13 protein-coding genes are annotated in these 15,384 nt (G+C 69.4%); 8 read left to right on the plus strand and 5 right to left on the minus strand.

Features of this window, described 5'->3' with window-relative positions; all coding sequences use genetic code 11:
• Positions 1 to 159: 159 nt before the first annotated feature.
• The 3 genes from MFF40_RS11940 (at position 160) to topA (ending at position 5,028) form a co-directional block, all read left to right on the plus strand.
• Positions 160 to 1,023 carry a cytochrome b/b6 domain-containing protein gene (locus MFF40_RS11940; RefSeq protein ID WP_238260600.1) on the plus strand — a complete coding sequence of 288 codons (864 nt, stop codon included), beginning with the start codon at positions 160 to 162 and terminating at the stop codon, positions 1,021 to 1,023.
• Positions 1,020 to 1,985 carry a molybdopterin-dependent oxidoreductase gene (locus MFF40_RS11945; RefSeq protein ID WP_238260575.1) on the plus strand — a complete coding sequence of 322 codons (966 nt, stop codon included), beginning with the start codon at positions 1,020 to 1,022 and terminating at the stop codon, positions 1,983 to 1,985. The genes MFF40_RS11940 and MFF40_RS11945 overlap by 4 nt, the downstream gene beginning before the upstream one ends.
• 355 nt (positions 1,986 to 2,340) lie before the next feature.
• A complete protein-coding gene (topA, locus tag MFF40_RS11950) occupies positions 2,341 to 5,028 on the plus strand; it encodes a type I DNA topoisomerase (protein ID WP_238260579.1) in 2,688 nt (895 codons plus the stop codon).
• 46 nt (positions 5,029 to 5,074) lie between these two features.
• Here the strand turns inward: topA and MFF40_RS11955 are convergent, their stop codons facing one another.
• Positions 5,075 to 5,266: a hypothetical protein gene (locus tag MFF40_RS11955; protein ID WP_147897231.1), complete on the minus strand. Its 192-nt coding sequence runs from the start codon at positions 5,264 to 5,266 to the stop codon at positions 5,075 to 5,077.
• 342 nt (positions 5,267 to 5,608) lie between these two features.
• Between MFF40_RS11955 and parE the strand changes: the two genes are divergently transcribed.
• Positions 5,609 to 7,669, plus strand: a complete 2,061-nt coding sequence (parE, locus tag MFF40_RS11960) for a DNA topoisomerase IV subunit B (protein WP_238260581.1) — start codon at positions 5,609 to 5,611, stop codon at positions 7,667 to 7,669.
• Positions 7,670 to 7,843: 174 nt separating this feature from the next.
• Here the strand turns inward: parE and MFF40_RS11965 are convergent, their stop codons facing one another.
• Both MFF40_RS11965 and MFF40_RS11970 read right to left on the minus strand, forming a co-directional pair.
• Positions 7,844 to 8,335 carry a PRC-barrel domain-containing protein gene (locus MFF40_RS11965; protein WP_238260583.1) on the minus strand — a complete coding sequence of 164 codons (492 nt, stop codon included), beginning with the start codon at positions 8,333 to 8,335 and terminating at the stop codon, positions 7,844 to 7,846.
• 175 nt (positions 8,336 to 8,510) lie between these two features.
• Positions 8,511 to 9,377 (minus strand): outer membrane protein, encoded by an 867-nt coding sequence (locus tag MFF40_RS11970; RefSeq protein WP_147897234.1) that lies wholly within the window; start codon positions 9,375 to 9,377, stop codon positions 8,511 to 8,513.
• Positions 9,378 to 9,794: 417 nt separating this feature from the next.
• Here MFF40_RS11970 and MFF40_RS11975 point away from each other — a divergent pair, with 417 nt between their 5' ends.
• From MFF40_RS11975 to MFF40_RS11985, 3 genes are all read left to right on the plus strand, one after another.
• Positions 9,795 to 10,148 (plus strand): hypothetical protein, encoded by a 354-nt coding sequence (locus tag MFF40_RS11975; RefSeq protein ID WP_147897235.1) that lies wholly within the window; start codon positions 9,795 to 9,797, stop codon positions 10,146 to 10,148.
• 185 nt (positions 10,149 to 10,333) lie between these two features.
• Positions 10,334 to 11,980 (plus strand): DEAD/DEAH box helicase, encoded by a 1,647-nt coding sequence (locus MFF40_RS11980; protein WP_147897236.1) that lies wholly within the window; start codon positions 10,334 to 10,336, stop codon positions 11,978 to 11,980.
• 93 nt (positions 11,981 to 12,073) lie between these two features.
• Positions 12,074 to 13,135, plus strand: coding sequence for a GGDEF domain-containing protein (locus MFF40_RS11985; protein ID WP_147897237.1), 1,062 nt, complete (start codon positions 12,074 to 12,076; stop codon positions 13,133 to 13,135).
• Between the two features lie 71 nt (positions 13,136 to 13,206).
• On the opposite strand, the gene MFF40_RS11990 is transcribed toward MFF40_RS11985, so the two are convergent.
• Positions 13,207 to 13,584, minus strand: a complete 378-nt coding sequence (locus tag MFF40_RS11990) for a HesB/IscA family protein (protein WP_147855707.1) — start codon at positions 13,582 to 13,584, stop codon at positions 13,207 to 13,209.
• A 122-nt stretch (positions 13,585 to 13,706) separates the two neighbouring features.
• A complete protein-coding gene (locus MFF40_RS11995; protein ID WP_147855708.1) occupies positions 13,707 to 14,705 on the minus strand; it encodes a threo-3-hydroxy-L-aspartate ammonia-lyase in 999 nt (332 codons plus the stop codon).
• A 312-nt stretch (positions 14,706 to 15,017) separates the two neighbouring features.
• On the opposite strand from MFF40_RS11995, the gene MFF40_RS12000 reads away from it, so the two are divergent.
• Positions 15,018 to 15,242, plus strand: coding sequence for a hypothetical protein (locus MFF40_RS12000; protein ID WP_147855709.1), 225 nt, complete (start codon positions 15,018 to 15,020; stop codon positions 15,240 to 15,242).
• The last annotated feature ends 142 nt before the right edge of the window (positions 15,243 to 15,384 follow it).

Consider the following 15,384-nt stretch of genomic DNA (forward strand, 5'->3'; position numbering starts at 1 on the left):
CGGCAAGGTGGGCAGGCGCCTGCGGCCCTTTTCATGGCCTGTGCCTGCGGCCTTTATCTCTATGGTTGGTAACTTCGGCGCCCGCGCCACGTATCAGCCGGATCCCGCGGCATCCGCGCCGCCATCGCCTCGCGAGATGTACGCTTGAGAACCGATACTCTGGCCGCCGCCCCGGCGCTCGAAGCCCCGGAGACCGTCGACGCCTCCGGGCGGCGCTGGTTCTACCGGCACCCCGCAGTGATCCGGGTGGCGCACTGGGTCAACGCCGCGGTGCTGCTGGTGCTGCTGATGAGCGGCCTGCAGATCTTCAACGCCCACCCGGCGCTGTACTGGGGGGCGGTCTCGACCTTCGACGATCCGGCCCTGGCGATCACCAGCGAGCAGGGACGCGACGGCACGAATCGCGGCGTCGTGACGATCGGGTCGCACAGCGTCGACACGACCGGGGTGCTCGGCCTGTCCCGGGAGGGCGACACCGCGGTGGACCGGGCCTTCCCGGCCTGGGCGACCCTTCCGGCCGACCAGGATCTCGCCACCGGGCGGCGCTGGCATTTTCTGTTCGCTTGGCTCCTGGTGATCAACGGCGCGGTCTACCTCCTCTACGGGCTGTTCAGCGGCCAGCTCCGCCGCCGCCTGATCCCAGACGGCGACCAGATCCGCGACTTCGCCGGATCCGCGAAGGAGCACCTGCTGTTACGCTTCCCCGAAGGCGAGGAGGCCAAGCGCTACAACGTGATCCAGAAGCTCACCTACCTCGTCGTGGTGCTGGGCCTCCTGCCCGCCATGGTGCTGGCGGGGCTCGCCATGTCGCCGGGCGTCGATGCCGCCTGGCCCTGGCTGCCGGAGCTGTTCGGCGGCCGGCAGTCGGCGCGCAGCATCCACTTCATCGCCGCCGGGCTGCTGGTGCTGTTCGTCGTGGTCCACGTGCTGCTCGTTCTGGTCTCCGGCCTCGTCAACAACATGCGCGGCATGCTCACCGGCTGGTTCAGCCTGGGCCGTCCCGAGAAGGAGACCGCGCGATGATCCTGCACCGCCGAAAGCTGCTCACCGCCGGCGCCGGATTGGCGGGGACCGCCCTGCTCGGCGGCTGCGACCGCTTCGCCGGGACCGAGACCGGGCGCCGCACCCTCAAGGTCGGCGAGGACGCCAACCTGTTCGTCCAGCGGCTGCTGATGTCCCCCGCCACCCTGGCCCGGGAATACCCGGCCGCGATGATCTCGCCCTGGTTCAAGCCGAACGGCACCATCGACCCGCCGGATCGGAATTTTCGCGCGCTGGCGGCCAAGAAGTTTTCCGACTTCAAGCTGACCGTCGACGGGCTGGTGCAGACGCCGCTGTCGCTCAGCCTGGCGGACCTGCGCGGGCTGCCGGCGCGCACCCAGATCACCCGCCACGATTGCGTCGAGGGCTGGAGCTGCATCGGCCAATGGTCGGGCGTGCCGCTGGCCGAGCTGCTCACCCGGGCCGGTCTGAAGCCGCAGGCGCGCTACGCGGTGTTCCACTGCGCCGACACGCTGGAATATGCCGGCGGCGGTCTCGAAGGCGGCGACGGCGCCTCCCTGTGGCGCCCCGAGCATCCGGGCTCGGTCCGCGACGGCTATATCCAACTCGCCGCCGCCGAGGATTGGGGCGGTGCCCCGCACAAGGACGATAAAGGCAAGGACGACAAAGGCACGGACGATTGGGGCCAGGGCGCGCCGGAGCCGGAGGCGCCGGAAGATCAGCGGACCCCGATCCGCTACTACGAGAGCATCGACCTGTTCGACGCCGTGAACCCGCAGACGATCCTGGCCTACGACCTCAACGGCAAGCCGCTGCCGGTCTCGAACGGCGCGCCCCTGCGGCTCAGGGTGGAACGCCAGCTCGGCTACAAGCAGGCCAAGTACGTGATGCGGGTCGAATTGGTGGAATCGGTGGCGGGCTTCGGCCAGGGTAAGGGCGGCTACTGGGAGGACCGCGGCTACGAGTGGTACGCGGGGATCTGAACAGGTCGAGCCCGCCCCGCCGTCAGTGCGCGCGCGGCGGGGCAACCCGGTCTGGCGCGCGATCCCCGCGTGTAGCGCTGGGCGGGTCGCTTGGCTGGGCGTCCCACGACGGCATGAGGCAAGCCGGCCAGGTCGACGGTGATCGCCCGCGATCCGCAATCCTGTCGGATTCGCGCCCCGCGCATGACAGCCCCCGGCGAGCCGCTCGGCGACCGTCGCCATTTGACAACCCGTGCCCCGTAACCCACTTGTCCCCGGCGCGAGGCCCCGGCCCGACGGCGGGCATTTGTCCCACGCGAATTTCGAACAGAATTCGTCCGTCGCGCCCAGGCTCCGTCGAGGGGCAGAGGTCTGAATGAAAGTCGTCGTCGTCGAGTCGCCGGCCAAAGCCAAGACGATCAATAAGTATCTTGGCCGCGACTATGAGGTGATCGCCTCCTTCGGGCACATCCGCGACCTGCCGGCCAAGGACGGCTCGGTCGATCCCGAGCAGGATTTCCACATGGTCTGGGAACTCGCGGACCGCGGCGCCAGCCGGGTCAGCGAGATCGCCAAGGCGTGCAAGGGCGCGGACAAGCTGATCCTGGCGACCGACCCGGATCGCGAGGGAGAGGCGATCTCCTGGCACGTCCTGGAGGCGCTGAACGCCCGCAAGGCGCTCAAGGGCATCCCGGTCGAGCGCGTCACCTTCAACGCCATCACCAAGGCCTCGGTCGAGGCGGCGATGCGCAAGCCGCGGGAGATCGACCAGGCGTTGGTGGACGCCTACCTGGCGCGCCGGGCGCTCGATTACCTCGTCGGCTTCAACCTCTCGCCCGTCCTGTGGCGCAAGCTCCCCGGCGCCCGCTCGGCCGGCCGCGTGCAATCGGTGGCTTTGCGGCTCGTGGTCGAGCGCGAGATGGAGATCGAGAGCTTCAAGCCGCGCGAGTATTGGTCGATCGTCGCGACCCTGACCACCAAGGACGGCGCGACCTTCGAGGCCCGCCTGGTCGGGGCCGACGGCAAGCGGATCCAGCGGCTCGATGTCGGCACCGGCGCGGACGCCGCCGCGTTCAAGCGTGACCTCGAACTCGCGAGCTTCCAGGTGGCGAGCGTCGAGGCGAAGCCCGCCAAGCGCCACCCGCAGCCGCCCTTCACTACCTCGACGTTGCAGCAGGAAGCATCGCGAAAGCTCGGGATGGCGCCGGCGCAGACCATGCGGGTCGCGCAGCGCCTCTACGAGGGCGTGGATGTCGGCGGCGAGACGGTCGGCATCATCACCTACATGCGGACCGACGGCGTCGACATGGCGCCCGAGGCGATCCAGGACACCCGCAAGGTCATCGGCACCGAGTTCGGCGACCGCTACGTGCCGGACGTCCCGCGCAAGTACAGCGTCAAGGCCAAGAACGCGCAGGAGGCCCACGAGGCCGTGCGCCCGACCGACATGAGCCGCCTGCCCAAGATGGTGGCGCGCCACCTCGAGCCGGAGCAGGCCAAGCTCTACGACCTGATCTGGACCCGCACGATGGCGAGCCAGATGGAATCGGCCGAGCTGGAGCGCACCACCGTGGAGGTGGCGGCGAGCGTCGGCCCGCGCCGGATCGACCTGCGCGCCACCGGCCAGGTCGTGAAGTTCGACGGCTTCCTGGCCCTCTACCAGGAGGGCAAGGACGACGAGGAGGACGAGGAGAGCAAGCGCCTGCCGCCGATGAAGGCCGGCGAACCGCTCACCCGCGAGCGCATCACCTCGACCCAGCACTTCACCGAGCCGCCGCCGCGCTATTCCGAGGCGAGCCTGGTCAAGCGCATGGAGGAACTCGGCATCGGCCGGCCCTCGACCTACGCCGCCGTTCTCCAGACCCTTCGGGATCGTGAGTACGTCAAAATCGAAAAGAAGCGGCTGCAGCCGGAGGACAAGGGGCGCCTCGTCACCGGCTTCCTGGAGAGCTTCTTCCGGCGCTACGTCGAGTACGATTTCACGGCCGACCTCGAAGGCCAGCTCGACCGGGTCTCCAACGCTGAGATCGACTGGCGGGCGGTGCTGCGCGACTTCTGGAAGGACTTCTCCGCGGCGATCGGGGAGACCAAGGAACTGCGCGTCACCGACGTGCTGGAGGCGCTCAACGGCCTGCTCGGTCCGCACATCTTTCCCGACCGGGGCGATGGCGCGAACCCGCGCACCTGCACGGTCTGCGGCACCGGCCAGCTCTCGCTGAAGCTCGGCAAGTTCGGCGCCTTCATCGGCTGTTCGAACTACCCGGAGTGCAAGTACACCCGCCAGCTCTCGGCCTCGGGCGTCGACGGCGACGGCGATGGCTCCTCGGGTGAAGGCGGCCAGCCGGGCGTCCGGGTGCTGGGCAACGATCCGGTGACCGGGATGCCGGTGACGATCCGCGACGGGCGTTTCGGGCCGTTCGTCCAGCTCGGCGAAGCCTCCACCGAGAAGGACGCCGCGAAGCCGAAGCGCTCGTCGCTGCCCAAGGGCCTCTCGCCGTCCGAGGTCGGCCTCGACAAGGCGCTGGCGCTGCTGGCGTTGCCCCGTGAGGTGGCGCGCCACCCCGAGACGGGGGAGCCGATCCTGGCCAATCTCGGCCGGTTCGGTCCGTACGTGCAGCACGGGAAGATGTACGCCAATCTCGGCAAGGACGACGACGTGCTGGAGATCGGCGCCAACCGCGCCATCGACCTGATCGTCGCCAAGGAACAGGGCGGCGGCCGCGGCCGGGCTGCCGCCGATCCGGGCCGCCCGCTCGGCAAGGACGAGACGAGCGGGCGGGACCTCGTGGTCAAGGCCGGCAAGTACGGCCCCTACGTCACCGATGGCGAAGTCAACGCGACGCTGCCGAAGACCATGAATGCCGAGGCGCTGACCCTCGACGAAGGGATCGCGCTGGTGAACGCCAAGCGGGCGTCGGGCGGCGGCAAGCCGGCCAAGCGCAGCTCGGCCCGGAAGGCGCCGGCGCGGGCGGCTGCCGGCGAGAAGAAGCCTGCGGTGAAGAAGACGGCCGCGAAGAAGCCAGCGGCCAAGAAGCCGGCCGCGAAGAAATCCGGAGCCGGCTGAACGCCGGACCCGCTACGCGCGAAGGAACGCTCGGATTTCGTCGCGCCTAGGCCAGGTAGCCGATCGTCGCCGCCAACGCCGTGGCGACGGTCGCCAGCGTGATGGTCAGGCCGTTCACCAGCACCCAGGCCTGCGGTACGACCGAGGGCGCATCGTCCTCGCACCCGAACGCGGTGCCTGCGGCCTGCTCGAAACGGATCAGGGTGAGGCGGCGGGCCTCGATCGCGGCGTTGCTCATCGACGGCGGCTCCCGGACCACGGTCAAATTCTTTTCCGACAGAACGCGGTCGGAGCCACCCGGTTCCGATCCGGGTGGCGGCTGAGAAACCGTTAACCCACGATTGTGCAACGTGGCGATGACGGCGCCGTCGCGCCGCGCCGGCCGCGCCCCTCGCTCGCGGCGGCGCAGCATGCGATGGTGGGGTGGTTCGGCGACGCACCGGACCCTCTGGATGTTTCTGTTTTGTTCCGCTATGAAGCGGGGATGAAGGCGCATGCTGCACGATCCCAGGTCCGATCGCCAAAGGCCCGTCTGCCCGACGCCGAGCCGGCCGATGCGCCGCGTGCGCGGAGGCCGCGCGTGAGCGATCCGGCGCGCGACCTGTTCGGGCCGGGAGCTAAGCCCCCTGCCCCGCGTCCTGCGGAGCCGCGGCGGCGGCTGGCGGAATCGGCCTCGGTCCCGGCCATCGCGGCGGCTGAGCCCGAGGCTGGCTACACGGCCTCCGACATCGAGGTGCTGGAGGGCCTGGAGCCGGTCCGGCGCCGGCCCGGCATGTATATCGGCGGCACCGACGAACGGGCGCTGCACCACCTCTTCGCCGAGGTGATCGACAATTCCATGGACGAGGCGGTGGCCGGCCATGCCAGCTTCATCGAGGTCGAGCTGGAGGAATCCGGTTCCCTGGTGATCAGCGACAACGGTCGCGGCATCCCGGTGGACCCGCACCCGAAATTCCCCGGCAAGTCGGCGCTCGAAGTCATTATGACGACGCTGCACGCGGGGGGTAAGTTCGACTCGAAGGTCTACGAGACCTCCGGCGGCCTGCACGGCGTCGGCATCTCGGTGGTGAACGCCCTGTCCGACCTCCTCGAAGTCGAGGTCGCCCGGAACCAGACCCTCTACCGCCAGACCTTTTCGCGCGGCCATGCGCAGGGGGCCCTCGAACTCGTCGGACGGGTCCAGAACCGGCGCGGCACCCGGGTGCGGTTCCACCCCGATGCCGAGATCTTCGGCTCCCTGAAGTTCGACCCGCGCCGCCTGTTCAAGATGGCGCGCTCCAAGGCCTACCTGTTCGGCGGCGTCGAGATCCGCTGGCGCTGCGCCCCCGCCCTGCTCGAAGGGCTGGAGGGCGTGCCGGCCGAGGCGGTGCACCGGTTCCCGGACGGGCTGCGCGACTACCTGGCCCGGGACATCGAGGGCAAGGACCTGGTCACCGAGGCGATGTTCACCGGCAAGGTGACCAAGCCCGGCTCGCACGGCTCGCTCGAATGGGCGGTGGCCTGGATGGTGGCCGAGGACGGCTTCTCGCATTCCTACTGCAACACCATCCCGACGCCGGAGGGCGGCACCCACGAGGCCGGCCTGCGGGTGGCGCTGCTGCGGGGCCTGCGCGAGCATGCCGAGCGTGTGAACCAGGCCAAGCGCATGACGGCCGTGACCACCGACGACGTCATGGCGACCTGCGCGTCGATGATGTCGGTATTCATCCGCGAGCCGGAATTCCAGGGCCAGACCAAGGACAAGCTCGCCACCGTGGAGGCGCAGCGCATCGTTGAGACGGCGGTGCGGGACGCCTTCGACCATTGGCTGGCCGCCTCCCCGGCCCAGGCCAACAAGCTGCTGGACTGGGTGATCGACCGGGCCGAGGAGCGGCTGCGCCGGCGCCAGGAGAAGGAGGTCGCCCGCAAGAGCGCGACCCGCAAGCTGCGCCTGCCCGGCAAGCTGGCCGATTGCTCGGCCGCCGGAACGGCCGGCTCGGAGATCTTCATCGTCGAGGGCGATTCCGCCGGCGGCTCGGCCAAGCAGGCCCGGGACCGGACCACCCAGGCGATCCTGCCCTTGCGCGGCAAGATCCTGAATGTCGCGTCGGCGTCCCGGGACAAGCTCGGCGCCAACCAGCTGATCTCGGACCTCACCCTGGCGCTCGGCTGCGGAACCGGTGCGGCCTTCCGCGAGGCGGATCTGCGCTACGACAAGGTGATCATCATGACGGACGCCGACGTGGACGGCGCCCACATCGCGTCGCTGCTGATCACGTTCTTCTACCGGCAGATGCCGAAGCTGATCGACCGCGGCCATCTCTACCTCGCGATCCCGCCGCTCTACCGGCTGCAGCAGGGCTCGAAGGTCGTGTATGCGCGGGACGACGCCGACCGGGAGCGGATCACCAAGACGGTGTTCAAGGGCGGCAAGGTCGAGATCGGGCGCTTCAAGGGCCTAGGCGAAATGATGCCGGCCCAGCTCAAGGAGACCACCATGGACCCGAAGAAGCGCACGCTCCTGCGGGTCGCGATCCTCGACGAGGCCCGGGAATCCACCGGCGACACGGTGGAGCGCCTGATGGGCAACAAGCCCGAGGCCCGCTTCGCCTTCATCAGCGAGCGCGCGGCCTTCGCCGAGGGGGTGGATCTGGATATCTGAGACGGGTGGTCGCTGCCCTCAGGGCAGAGCCCTGATGTCTCGGGCGCAGCCCCGGCAGCAGGGTTTCACCCTGCACCCACAAAAGGTTCGCGACCTTTTGAAACCACGATTTTTCATCACTCTAGATCTGGCGGCGTCTTGGGTCTGGATGCCCTGACGCCGACCCGGGCCAGTCTAATCCGTCGCCATCGCCTTGGTCGGGTCGAAGGGCTGGGCGGCCGCGACCGTGTCCTTGCTCATGTTGAGCACGGCGGAAAAGCGATCCCCGCCCGGTCGCAGCACGAGGGCATCCGGCTCCACGGCGATGCGCTTGCTGCCGAGGCCCAGGAGGCCGCCGACATCCAGCACCACCGCCTTGAGGGTCCCGCCATCGGCGATCAGCAGGTCGTCGATCTTGCCGACGTTGTCGCCGGCCGCGTTGCGGACCGTGACGCCGATCATCTGCGTGGCCAGGAACGCGGCGGGCTTGAGACCCTGCCGCTTGGTCGCGGCGTCGGCGCTGGCCGCCGTCATCAGCCGCCCGCCACCCGCGCCGCCTGTTGACGTACCCGGCCCGGTGCCGGGCAGCACCGTCTTGTTGCCGATGACGCTGGCGTCTTGGGCGTGGGCCGGAGGCCCGGCCAGGGCGATGACGGCCAGCGGCAGAAAAACGAGTGACGTTCGCATAGGGATGGCTCCGGAGCATCCGAGCAATCCGGGCGCTACGGCCATAATTCCACGCCGGAGGGGCCGTTCCTGTCGTCCCTGTCGCACCGGGCCTCCGAAAACGACGAAGGGCCCGGCCTTGCGGCCGGACCCTCCCTCGCTGCGGCGCCGGCTGGGCCGGCGCCGAGGTTCGATCTTAGTACGAGCCGAACTTGTAGTTCACGCCGGCGCGGACGACGGCGAACTCGGTGTTGGCGGCGGCGCCGTTGAGGTAGGCGGTGCCGTTCGGGGCCAGCAGGTTGCCGTAGAACACGCCACCGGCGGTGTTCTTCTGACGGTCCAGGTTCACGTACAGGCCTTCGACCTTGAGTGTCACGGCCGAGGACTTGAAGAAGTTCAGGAACGAGTCGGTGGGCAGGGCGTACTCGATGCCGCCGCCGACGGCGTAGCCGGTGCGGAAGCTGCTGCGGAAGTTCCGGCCAGCGAAGTTCTGGTCGTCCTGACCCGAGCCGTAGGCGTAACCGCCGGTGGCGTACACGAGGGTCCGGTCGAAGGCGTAGCCGAGGCGGCCGCGGGCGGTGCCGAAGTAGTCGAGGCCGTTGCCGCTGGTGGCGACGAAGGCGCGCGGGTTCGAGAACGCGGCGCCCGGAGCGCCGGTCACGCCGTAGTTCAGGGTGCCGTTAGCGCGGCGGGCGAAGTCGACGTACTGGGCGTCAGCCTCGAAGCCGACCACGATGCCGGAGCCCGGGGTGAACTGATAGTTGTAGCCGATCTGGGCGCCGCCGGTGAAACCATCGTTGGCGCCGCGGTTGCCGACGCTGACGACGGCATTGGTGTTCGGCGAGTTGATCAGCGAGCCGGCCGGCAGGGCGTAGTTGGCGGTATTGCGGCTGCTGGCATCGAAGCCGTAGCCGGCGTTCACGCCGAAGTAGGCGCCGGTCCAGGTGAACACCGGCACCGGCGTGAACACCGGCGGCGGCGCAGCGCGACGCGGCAGGTCGGCCGCGGAGGCGGCGGCGGTCATGCCGGCGAGAACGGTCGATGCAAGAAGAACTTTTTTCATGGTGCCATGGGTCCTGGGGTTGGCTTGAGCCGGCTGCCTTCTAGGCGCTCTCGGTCGGCGGGTCTGTCGCTTTCCTGCAACAAGCTCGGCCAGACTAGCCCGATCTCGTCAACGAAAGGTGAAGGTTACGCGCGCACAACCCTGTCGTCGGCGCATGAGTGTGTATCAGAAGCTGCATCGGCGTTTGAACAAAGTCTGAAGATTAGTCGGGCTCCTTTATCCGGGGATGCCGGGATCTGTCCGATTCGGGTCCGTCGCCAGTCGGGCTCTTCCGCGTCGGCGCCGGGGACGGCGTTTTATTCTGGTACGGTGAGCGCTTGCTCGTCCCGTCCTGCGTAAGTCGGCGGTTAACCATGGTGTGGTAACCGTCCCGGATCGACCGTTGCCCGCCGCACGCCCGACCGAGAAGGACAGACCATGCTCCCGCCCGCCGAGCGGAGTCAGAAGCCCTTCGGGACTCGCCGACCCGCCGTCGAGCCGGACAGGTCCACGCGCACGCATCCAGCTACGAGCATTGCCCAGACCCGGCCCGCGGGATCCCTGGCCTGGGCGCTGCGCATTTCGGCCGTCGTGGGTCTGCTCGCCCTGGTCGCGACCCACCAGCTCGCCCGGTTGAGCCAAGCCGGCCCGGCATCGGTCCAGCTCGCCCTGGTCGGACAGGGGCTCACCGCCGATCCGGAGACGACCGGCTCGCTCGCGCCGGCCGGCGCCGCCCGGGTGACCCGCCTCGACCCCTGCCTGCTGCCCGCCCTGGACCGTCACCAGCCCTGATCGGCTGTGCGTGGGACCCGGATGCGCGCATTGCGAGATTGACAAGCTGCGCCAAGCCCCTAACTGACTGCCCCATGCGCCCCGCGGCCACGGGTGCGTTCGTGCGCCTTACGTGAGCCCTCCCGAGCCGTTGCCGCGACGGTGTCCACCGCGCCGGCCGGGCGCGCAACGGTTCCTGAACGCAGATGCCTTTTTCCGACCTGGGACTGAGCGAGAAAGTCCTCAACGCCGTCGAGACGGCGGGTTACACCGAGCCGACTCCGATCCAGGCTCAGGCGATTCCTCACGTGCTCGCGCGCCGGGACGTCCTCGGCATCGCCCAGACCGGCACCGGCAAGACCGCGGCGTTCACGCTGCCGATGCTGACGCTGCTGGAGAACGGCCGCGCCCGCGCCCGGATGCCCCGCACGCTGATCCTGGAGCCGACCCGGGAACTCGCGGCGCAGGTGGTCGAGAATTTCGACCGCTACGGCACCAACCACAAGCTCAATGTCGCGCTCATCATCGGCGGCGTGTCCTTCGCGGACCAAGACGCCAAGCTGACGCGCGGCACCGACGTGCTGATCGCCACGCCGGGCCGGCTGCTGGACCATTTCGAGCGCGGCAAGCTGCTTCTCACCGGGGTCGAGCTGCTGGTCATCGACGAGGCCGACCGTATGCTCGACATGGGGTTCATCCCCGACATCGAGCGGATCGTGAAGATGGTCCCGTTCACCCGGCAGACGCTGTTCTTCTCGGCGACCATGCCGCCGGAGATCGAGCGGCTGGCGGACATGTTCCTGCACAACCCGCAGCGGATCGAGGTGGCGCGGCCGGCTTCCACGGCCTCGACCATCACGCAACGGCTGGTGGCGGTCGGCTCCGAGGGGCACGCCAAGCGCGAGCGCCTGCGTACCCTGATCCGCGGCGAGTCCGAGCTGAACAACGCCATCATCTTCTGCAACCGCAAGCGCGACGTCGCGCTGCTGCAGAAGTCGCTGGTCAGCCACGGGTTCGACGCCGCCGCCCTCCACGGCGACATGGACCAGCGGGCGCGCACCACCGCGCTGGACGCGTTCCGCGCTGGCGAGACCGCCCTGCTGGTCGCCAGCGACGTGGCGGCCCGTGGTCTCGACATCCCGGCGGTCAGCCACGTGTTCAATTTCGACATCCCGCACCACCCCGAGGATTACGTTCACCGGATCGGCCGAACCGGCCGGGCTGGCCGGAGTGGCGCCGCCTACACCCTGGTCGCCCCCGGGGACGACCGCTCGCTGGGCGCCATCGAGGCGCTGATCGGGCAGCCGATTCCCTGGTTCGACGGTGACCTGTCCACGGTGGCCGATCCGTCCGCCGACACCGGCACGCGGCACCGCGGCCGATCGGGCGAGGGCCGCCGCGGCGGGCGCTCGGGCAAGTCCGAGGGGCGGTCGTCCGAGGCCCGGTCGTCGGTCGACCGCTCGCCCGAGGGGCGGTCGTCGGCTGGGCGCTCCGAGCGGCGCACCTCGGAGGGCAGATCTTCCGAGAGCAGGACTTCGGAGAGCAGGTCGTCGGAGACCAGTCCGGTGGAGGCCAGGGCACCGGAGCCGCGTACGTCCGAGGCCAGGTCGGAGCCCCGTGCCGAGGCCAAGCCGAACGGTCGCGAGGGCAGCGGACGCCAGCGCTCCCGCGGCGGGTCGGCCGCCGCGCGTGGCGAGACCCGTCCGGCCCCGCGTCCCGAGCCCGTCCGCGAGGAGCGGATGCGCGAGGAGCGCGGCCGCCGCAACGAGCCCGACGGGGATACCCCGATCGGACTCGGCTCACACGTCCCGGCCTTCTTGCTTCGACCAGTTTTGGCAAAGAAAGAGAAGTAACGCCCGGCTTAACGTTCCAGCTACGAACCGGCACTAGACTGGTTTTGGGCCGTGTTTAGTGATCCACCGGCGGCCTCGGACCGCGGGTTACGGATGAGCCAGGAGACCTATTCGGATCGCGACCGCAGCTTCGCGCTTGCGAAGCGGGCGCACGATCTGATCCACGATTACGGTCCCTCGGCCACCCCCCGCGCCTACGCGGTCTGGTACGCCTACGTGTCGGGCGAACTGCCGCTGCTGGGCGACGCGGTCAAGCGTCGGACCACCCAGAACGGCTGCCTGACCGAGTCCGACATCGACGACCTGCACGAGACCTATCTCGACGGGCGCCAGCTCACGAGTGCCGCCGGCGACGTCAGCCGCAGCGTGCTCGACGAGATCGAAGCGGTGACCGAGATCCTCGATTTGTCGCTCGGTTCGACCACGCAATACGGCGAAGCCCTGCGCGGCCTGGCCCAGGATCTCGCCCAGGAGGGCATGCCGACCCGGGCGCGCCTCGGCGAGATCGTCTCGACCCTGGTCTCCACCACCCGCGAGGTCGCGGTGAACAACCGTGTCCTCGAGGCACGGATGCGCGAGACCCGCACCGAGATCGAGACCCTGCGCGAGAAGCTGGAGGCGAGCCGGCTCGAGAGCCTGACCGATGCGCTGACCGGGCTGGCGAACCGCAAGCATTTCGAGGAGATGCTGAAGGCGACCCTGGAGGCGTCCCGCCTCGGGGACGTGCCGATGAGCCTGGTCGTGCTCGACATCGACTTCTTCAAGCGCTTCAACGACCTGTACGGCCATCTCACGGGCGATCAGGTGTTGCGGCTCGTGGCGATCGTGATGCGGGAGAATGCCGGCACGCAGGCGCTGCTCGCCCGGTTCGGCGGCGAGGAGTTCGGCATCGTGCTGCCCGGCGCCGACCGGGTCCTCGCCCGACAGGTGGCCGAGAAGGTCCGGACCAGCGTGATGGGACGGGAACTCGTGAAGCGCTCGACCGGCGAGTCGCTTGGCAAGGTCACGATCTCGCTCGGCATCGCAGTTCTGCACGCCAGCGACAGCCCGGCCTCACTCCTGGAGCGCGCCGACCTGTGCATGTTCGCGGCCAAGCGCGCCGGCCGGAACCGCGTCGTGGACGACGCGGCCGAGACGCTCCCGCAGGTGGCCTGACGCGAGGCCGAGACGTTTGATCTCGCATCATCCGTTTCCGAAAGCCGGAAACCACCTTTCGGGATGATGCTTTAGACCCGGGCCGGGATCCGGTCTTCCGAGACCGGCGTGATCGCTACCGATTCGCCGCAGCCGCAGGCCGAGGTCTGGTTCGGGTTGTTGAACACGAATTGCGAGGCGAGCTTTGTGGTGGTGAAGTCCATCTCGGTACCGAGCAGGAACAGCACCGCCTTGGGATCGACGAACACCCGGACGCCGCGATCCTCGACCACGTCCTCGCCGGGATTGGCCGCCTCGGCATATTCCATCGTGTAGGACATGCCGGCGCAGCCGCCGTTGCGGACGCCGACCCGCAGGCCCGCGATCGGCCGGTCGGCATCCGCCATGATCGCCTTGATCCGCTCGGCCGCGCGATCGGTCAGCGAAAGAACCTTGAAGCCTGCAAACATCGTCACCCTCCCGCCCATCCGGGTTCAAGGCCCGGGAGCGCGCATTCTGACAGACACAAGATAAGCATCCGTCCCCGCCCGGTCCACTACGGTCGGGCCACAGGGCCGCGGCATTCGGCGCGTCAGGCCGTTTCGCCCGTGAGCCGCGCGAAGGTGGCGAGATCGACGTTGCCGCCGCTGATCACCACGCCGACGCGCTTGTTCGTGATGTCGACCAGCCCGTGCAGGACCGCCGCCGCCGCCAGGCAGCCGGTCGGCTCGACCAGGATCTTCATCCGTTCGGCGAAGAACCGCATGGTCTCGACGAGCTGGGCGTCCGAGACGGTCAGGATGTCGGCGACATCCCGGCGGATGATCGCGAAGGTGAGGTCGCCGAGCGCCGTCGATTGCGCCCCGTCCGCGATGGTCCGGGGTACCGGGATGGTGACGATCGCGCCCCCGCGGAACGATTGCTGCCCGTCATTGCCGGCCTCCGGTTCCACGCCGATCACCCGGCAGCCCGGCGACAATTCCGTGGCGGCGAGCGCGCAGCCGGCGAGCTGGCCGCCGCCTCCGAGGCAGGCCACCAGCACGTCGAGGGGCCCGGCCTCCGCGATCAGCTCCTGCGCCAGCGTCCCCTGCCCGGCAATCACATCGCGGTTGTTGAACGGCGGGATCACCGTCATGCCCCGGGGCTCGGCGAGTTCCCGGCCGAGCGCCTCCCTATCCTGGGTGTAGCGGTCGTACAGCACGACCTCGGCGCCGTAGCCCCGGGTCGCCGCGATCTTGGCCGCGGGGGCGTCGCCCGGCATCACGATCGTCGCCGGGATGCCGAGCAGCTGGCTCGCCAGGGCGATCGCCTGGGCGTGGTTGCCGGAGGAGAACGACAGCACCCCGCGGGCACGGACCGCCTCCGGGAGGGCGCTGATCGCGTTGTAGGCGCCCCGGAATTTGAAGGCGCCGCCCCGCTGCAGGTTCTCGGCCTTGAAGAATAGTTTTGCGCCGGTCCGCGCATCGGCGGTGCGCGAGGTCAGCACGGGGGTCCGGTGGGCGATCCCGGCGATCCGCTCCGCGGCCCGGGCGACGTCCGCGAAGGTCGGCACGCCGCTCTCGGCCGTCGTCGTCTGTGCTTGCTCCGGCATCGTATCCCACAAAGCTCCTGCCTGAGAACCGTGCTCGATCGCGCTGCGATCGGGCACGGCTGCGTGACCTCGACCGCCTGCGCGCGCCCGCTCCGGACCGGAATCACCCCGGCGGACCGCTCCCGGCCGCGGAAACTCTTAGGCAGGATTTGCGCCCGGCGCATCCGTGGGATTTGCAGGCCAAGCGGAGCCATTCGTTGGCCCGGAGCTTGTATCCCTGGATTCGTTCGAGGGTCGCGTCGCCATGCCGTTGGAATCGAAGGTTCGGATCCCCTCTCCCGCCGACCCGCAGCGCGGTGCCGCGGAGGCCCGATGAGCGACAGGATGCGCGATCGGCGGGCGGGCGACGAGGCGACGGAGGTCACGTTCCGCGGGCGGGGCCTTGCGCTCCGGTCGGGCGGACGGCTGATCCTGCTCGTCTGCCCGCTCTGTTCGCAGCGCAACGCCAGCCGCGGTGCCGAGCGGGGCATCTGCGAATGGTGCGCCTACGTGCCCTCGCAGGATCAGGCGGAGCCGGTGGAGCGCGGGAACGGGTGACCGCTTCCGCCCTCATGCCGCCGCCGAACCGGGCCGCTTGGAGTTTTCGGTAAACCCAACTCCACTGCAGACGGTCCCGCAGTCTCGTCGCGCGATCGCCGAACGGGTCGAGGCCGCAGACCGCGAATCCGCCTCGGCGGCG

Origin of the sequence: Methylobacterium mesophilicum (assembly GCF_022179445.1) — a bacterium.
In the GTDB taxonomy this organism is placed as follows: domain Bacteria; phylum Pseudomonadota; class Alphaproteobacteria; order Rhizobiales; family Beijerinckiaceae; genus Methylobacterium; species Methylobacterium mesophilicum.

Coding starts and splice junctions, on each gene's coding strand:
- MFF40_RS11945 (WP_238260575.1), top strand. CDS start 1,020: ATGATCCTGCACCGCCGAAAGCTGCTCACCGCCGGCGCCGGATTGGCG.
- topA (WP_238260579.1), top strand. CDS start 2,341: ATGAAAGTCGTCGTCGTCGAGTCGCCGGCCAAAGCCAAGACGATCAAT.
- MFF40_RS11955 (WP_147897231.1), bottom strand. CDS start 5,266: ATGAGCAACGCCGCGATCGAGGCCCGCCGCCTCACCCTGATCCGTTTC.
- MFF40_RS11965 (WP_238260583.1), bottom strand. CDS start 8,335: ATGCGAACGTCACTCGTTTTTCTGCCGCTGGCCGTCATCGCCCTGGCC.
- MFF40_RS11970 (WP_147897234.1), bottom strand. CDS start 9,377: ATGAAAAAAGTTCTTCTTGCATCGACCGTTCTCGCCGGCATGACCGCC.
- MFF40_RS11975 (WP_147897235.1), top strand. CDS start 9,795: ATGCTCCCGCCCGCCGAGCGGAGTCAGAAGCCCTTCGGGACTCGCCGA.
- MFF40_RS11980 (WP_147897236.1), top strand. CDS start 10,334: ATGCCTTTTTCCGACCTGGGACTGAGCGAGAAAGTCCTCAACGCCGTC.
- MFF40_RS11985 (WP_147897237.1), top strand. CDS start 12,074: ATGAGCCAGGAGACCTATTCGGATCGCGACCGCAGCTTCGCGCTTGCG.
- MFF40_RS11990 (WP_147855707.1), bottom strand. CDS start 13,584: ATGTTTGCAGGCTTCAAGGTTCTTTCGCTGACCGATCGCGCGGCCGAG.
- MFF40_RS11995 (WP_147855708.1), bottom strand. CDS start 14,705: ATGCCGGAGCAAGCACAGACGACGACGGCCGAGAGCGGCGTGCCGACC.
- MFF40_RS12000 (WP_147855709.1), top strand. CDS start 15,018: ATGAGCGACAGGATGCGCGATCGGCGGGCGGGCGACGAGGCGACGGAG.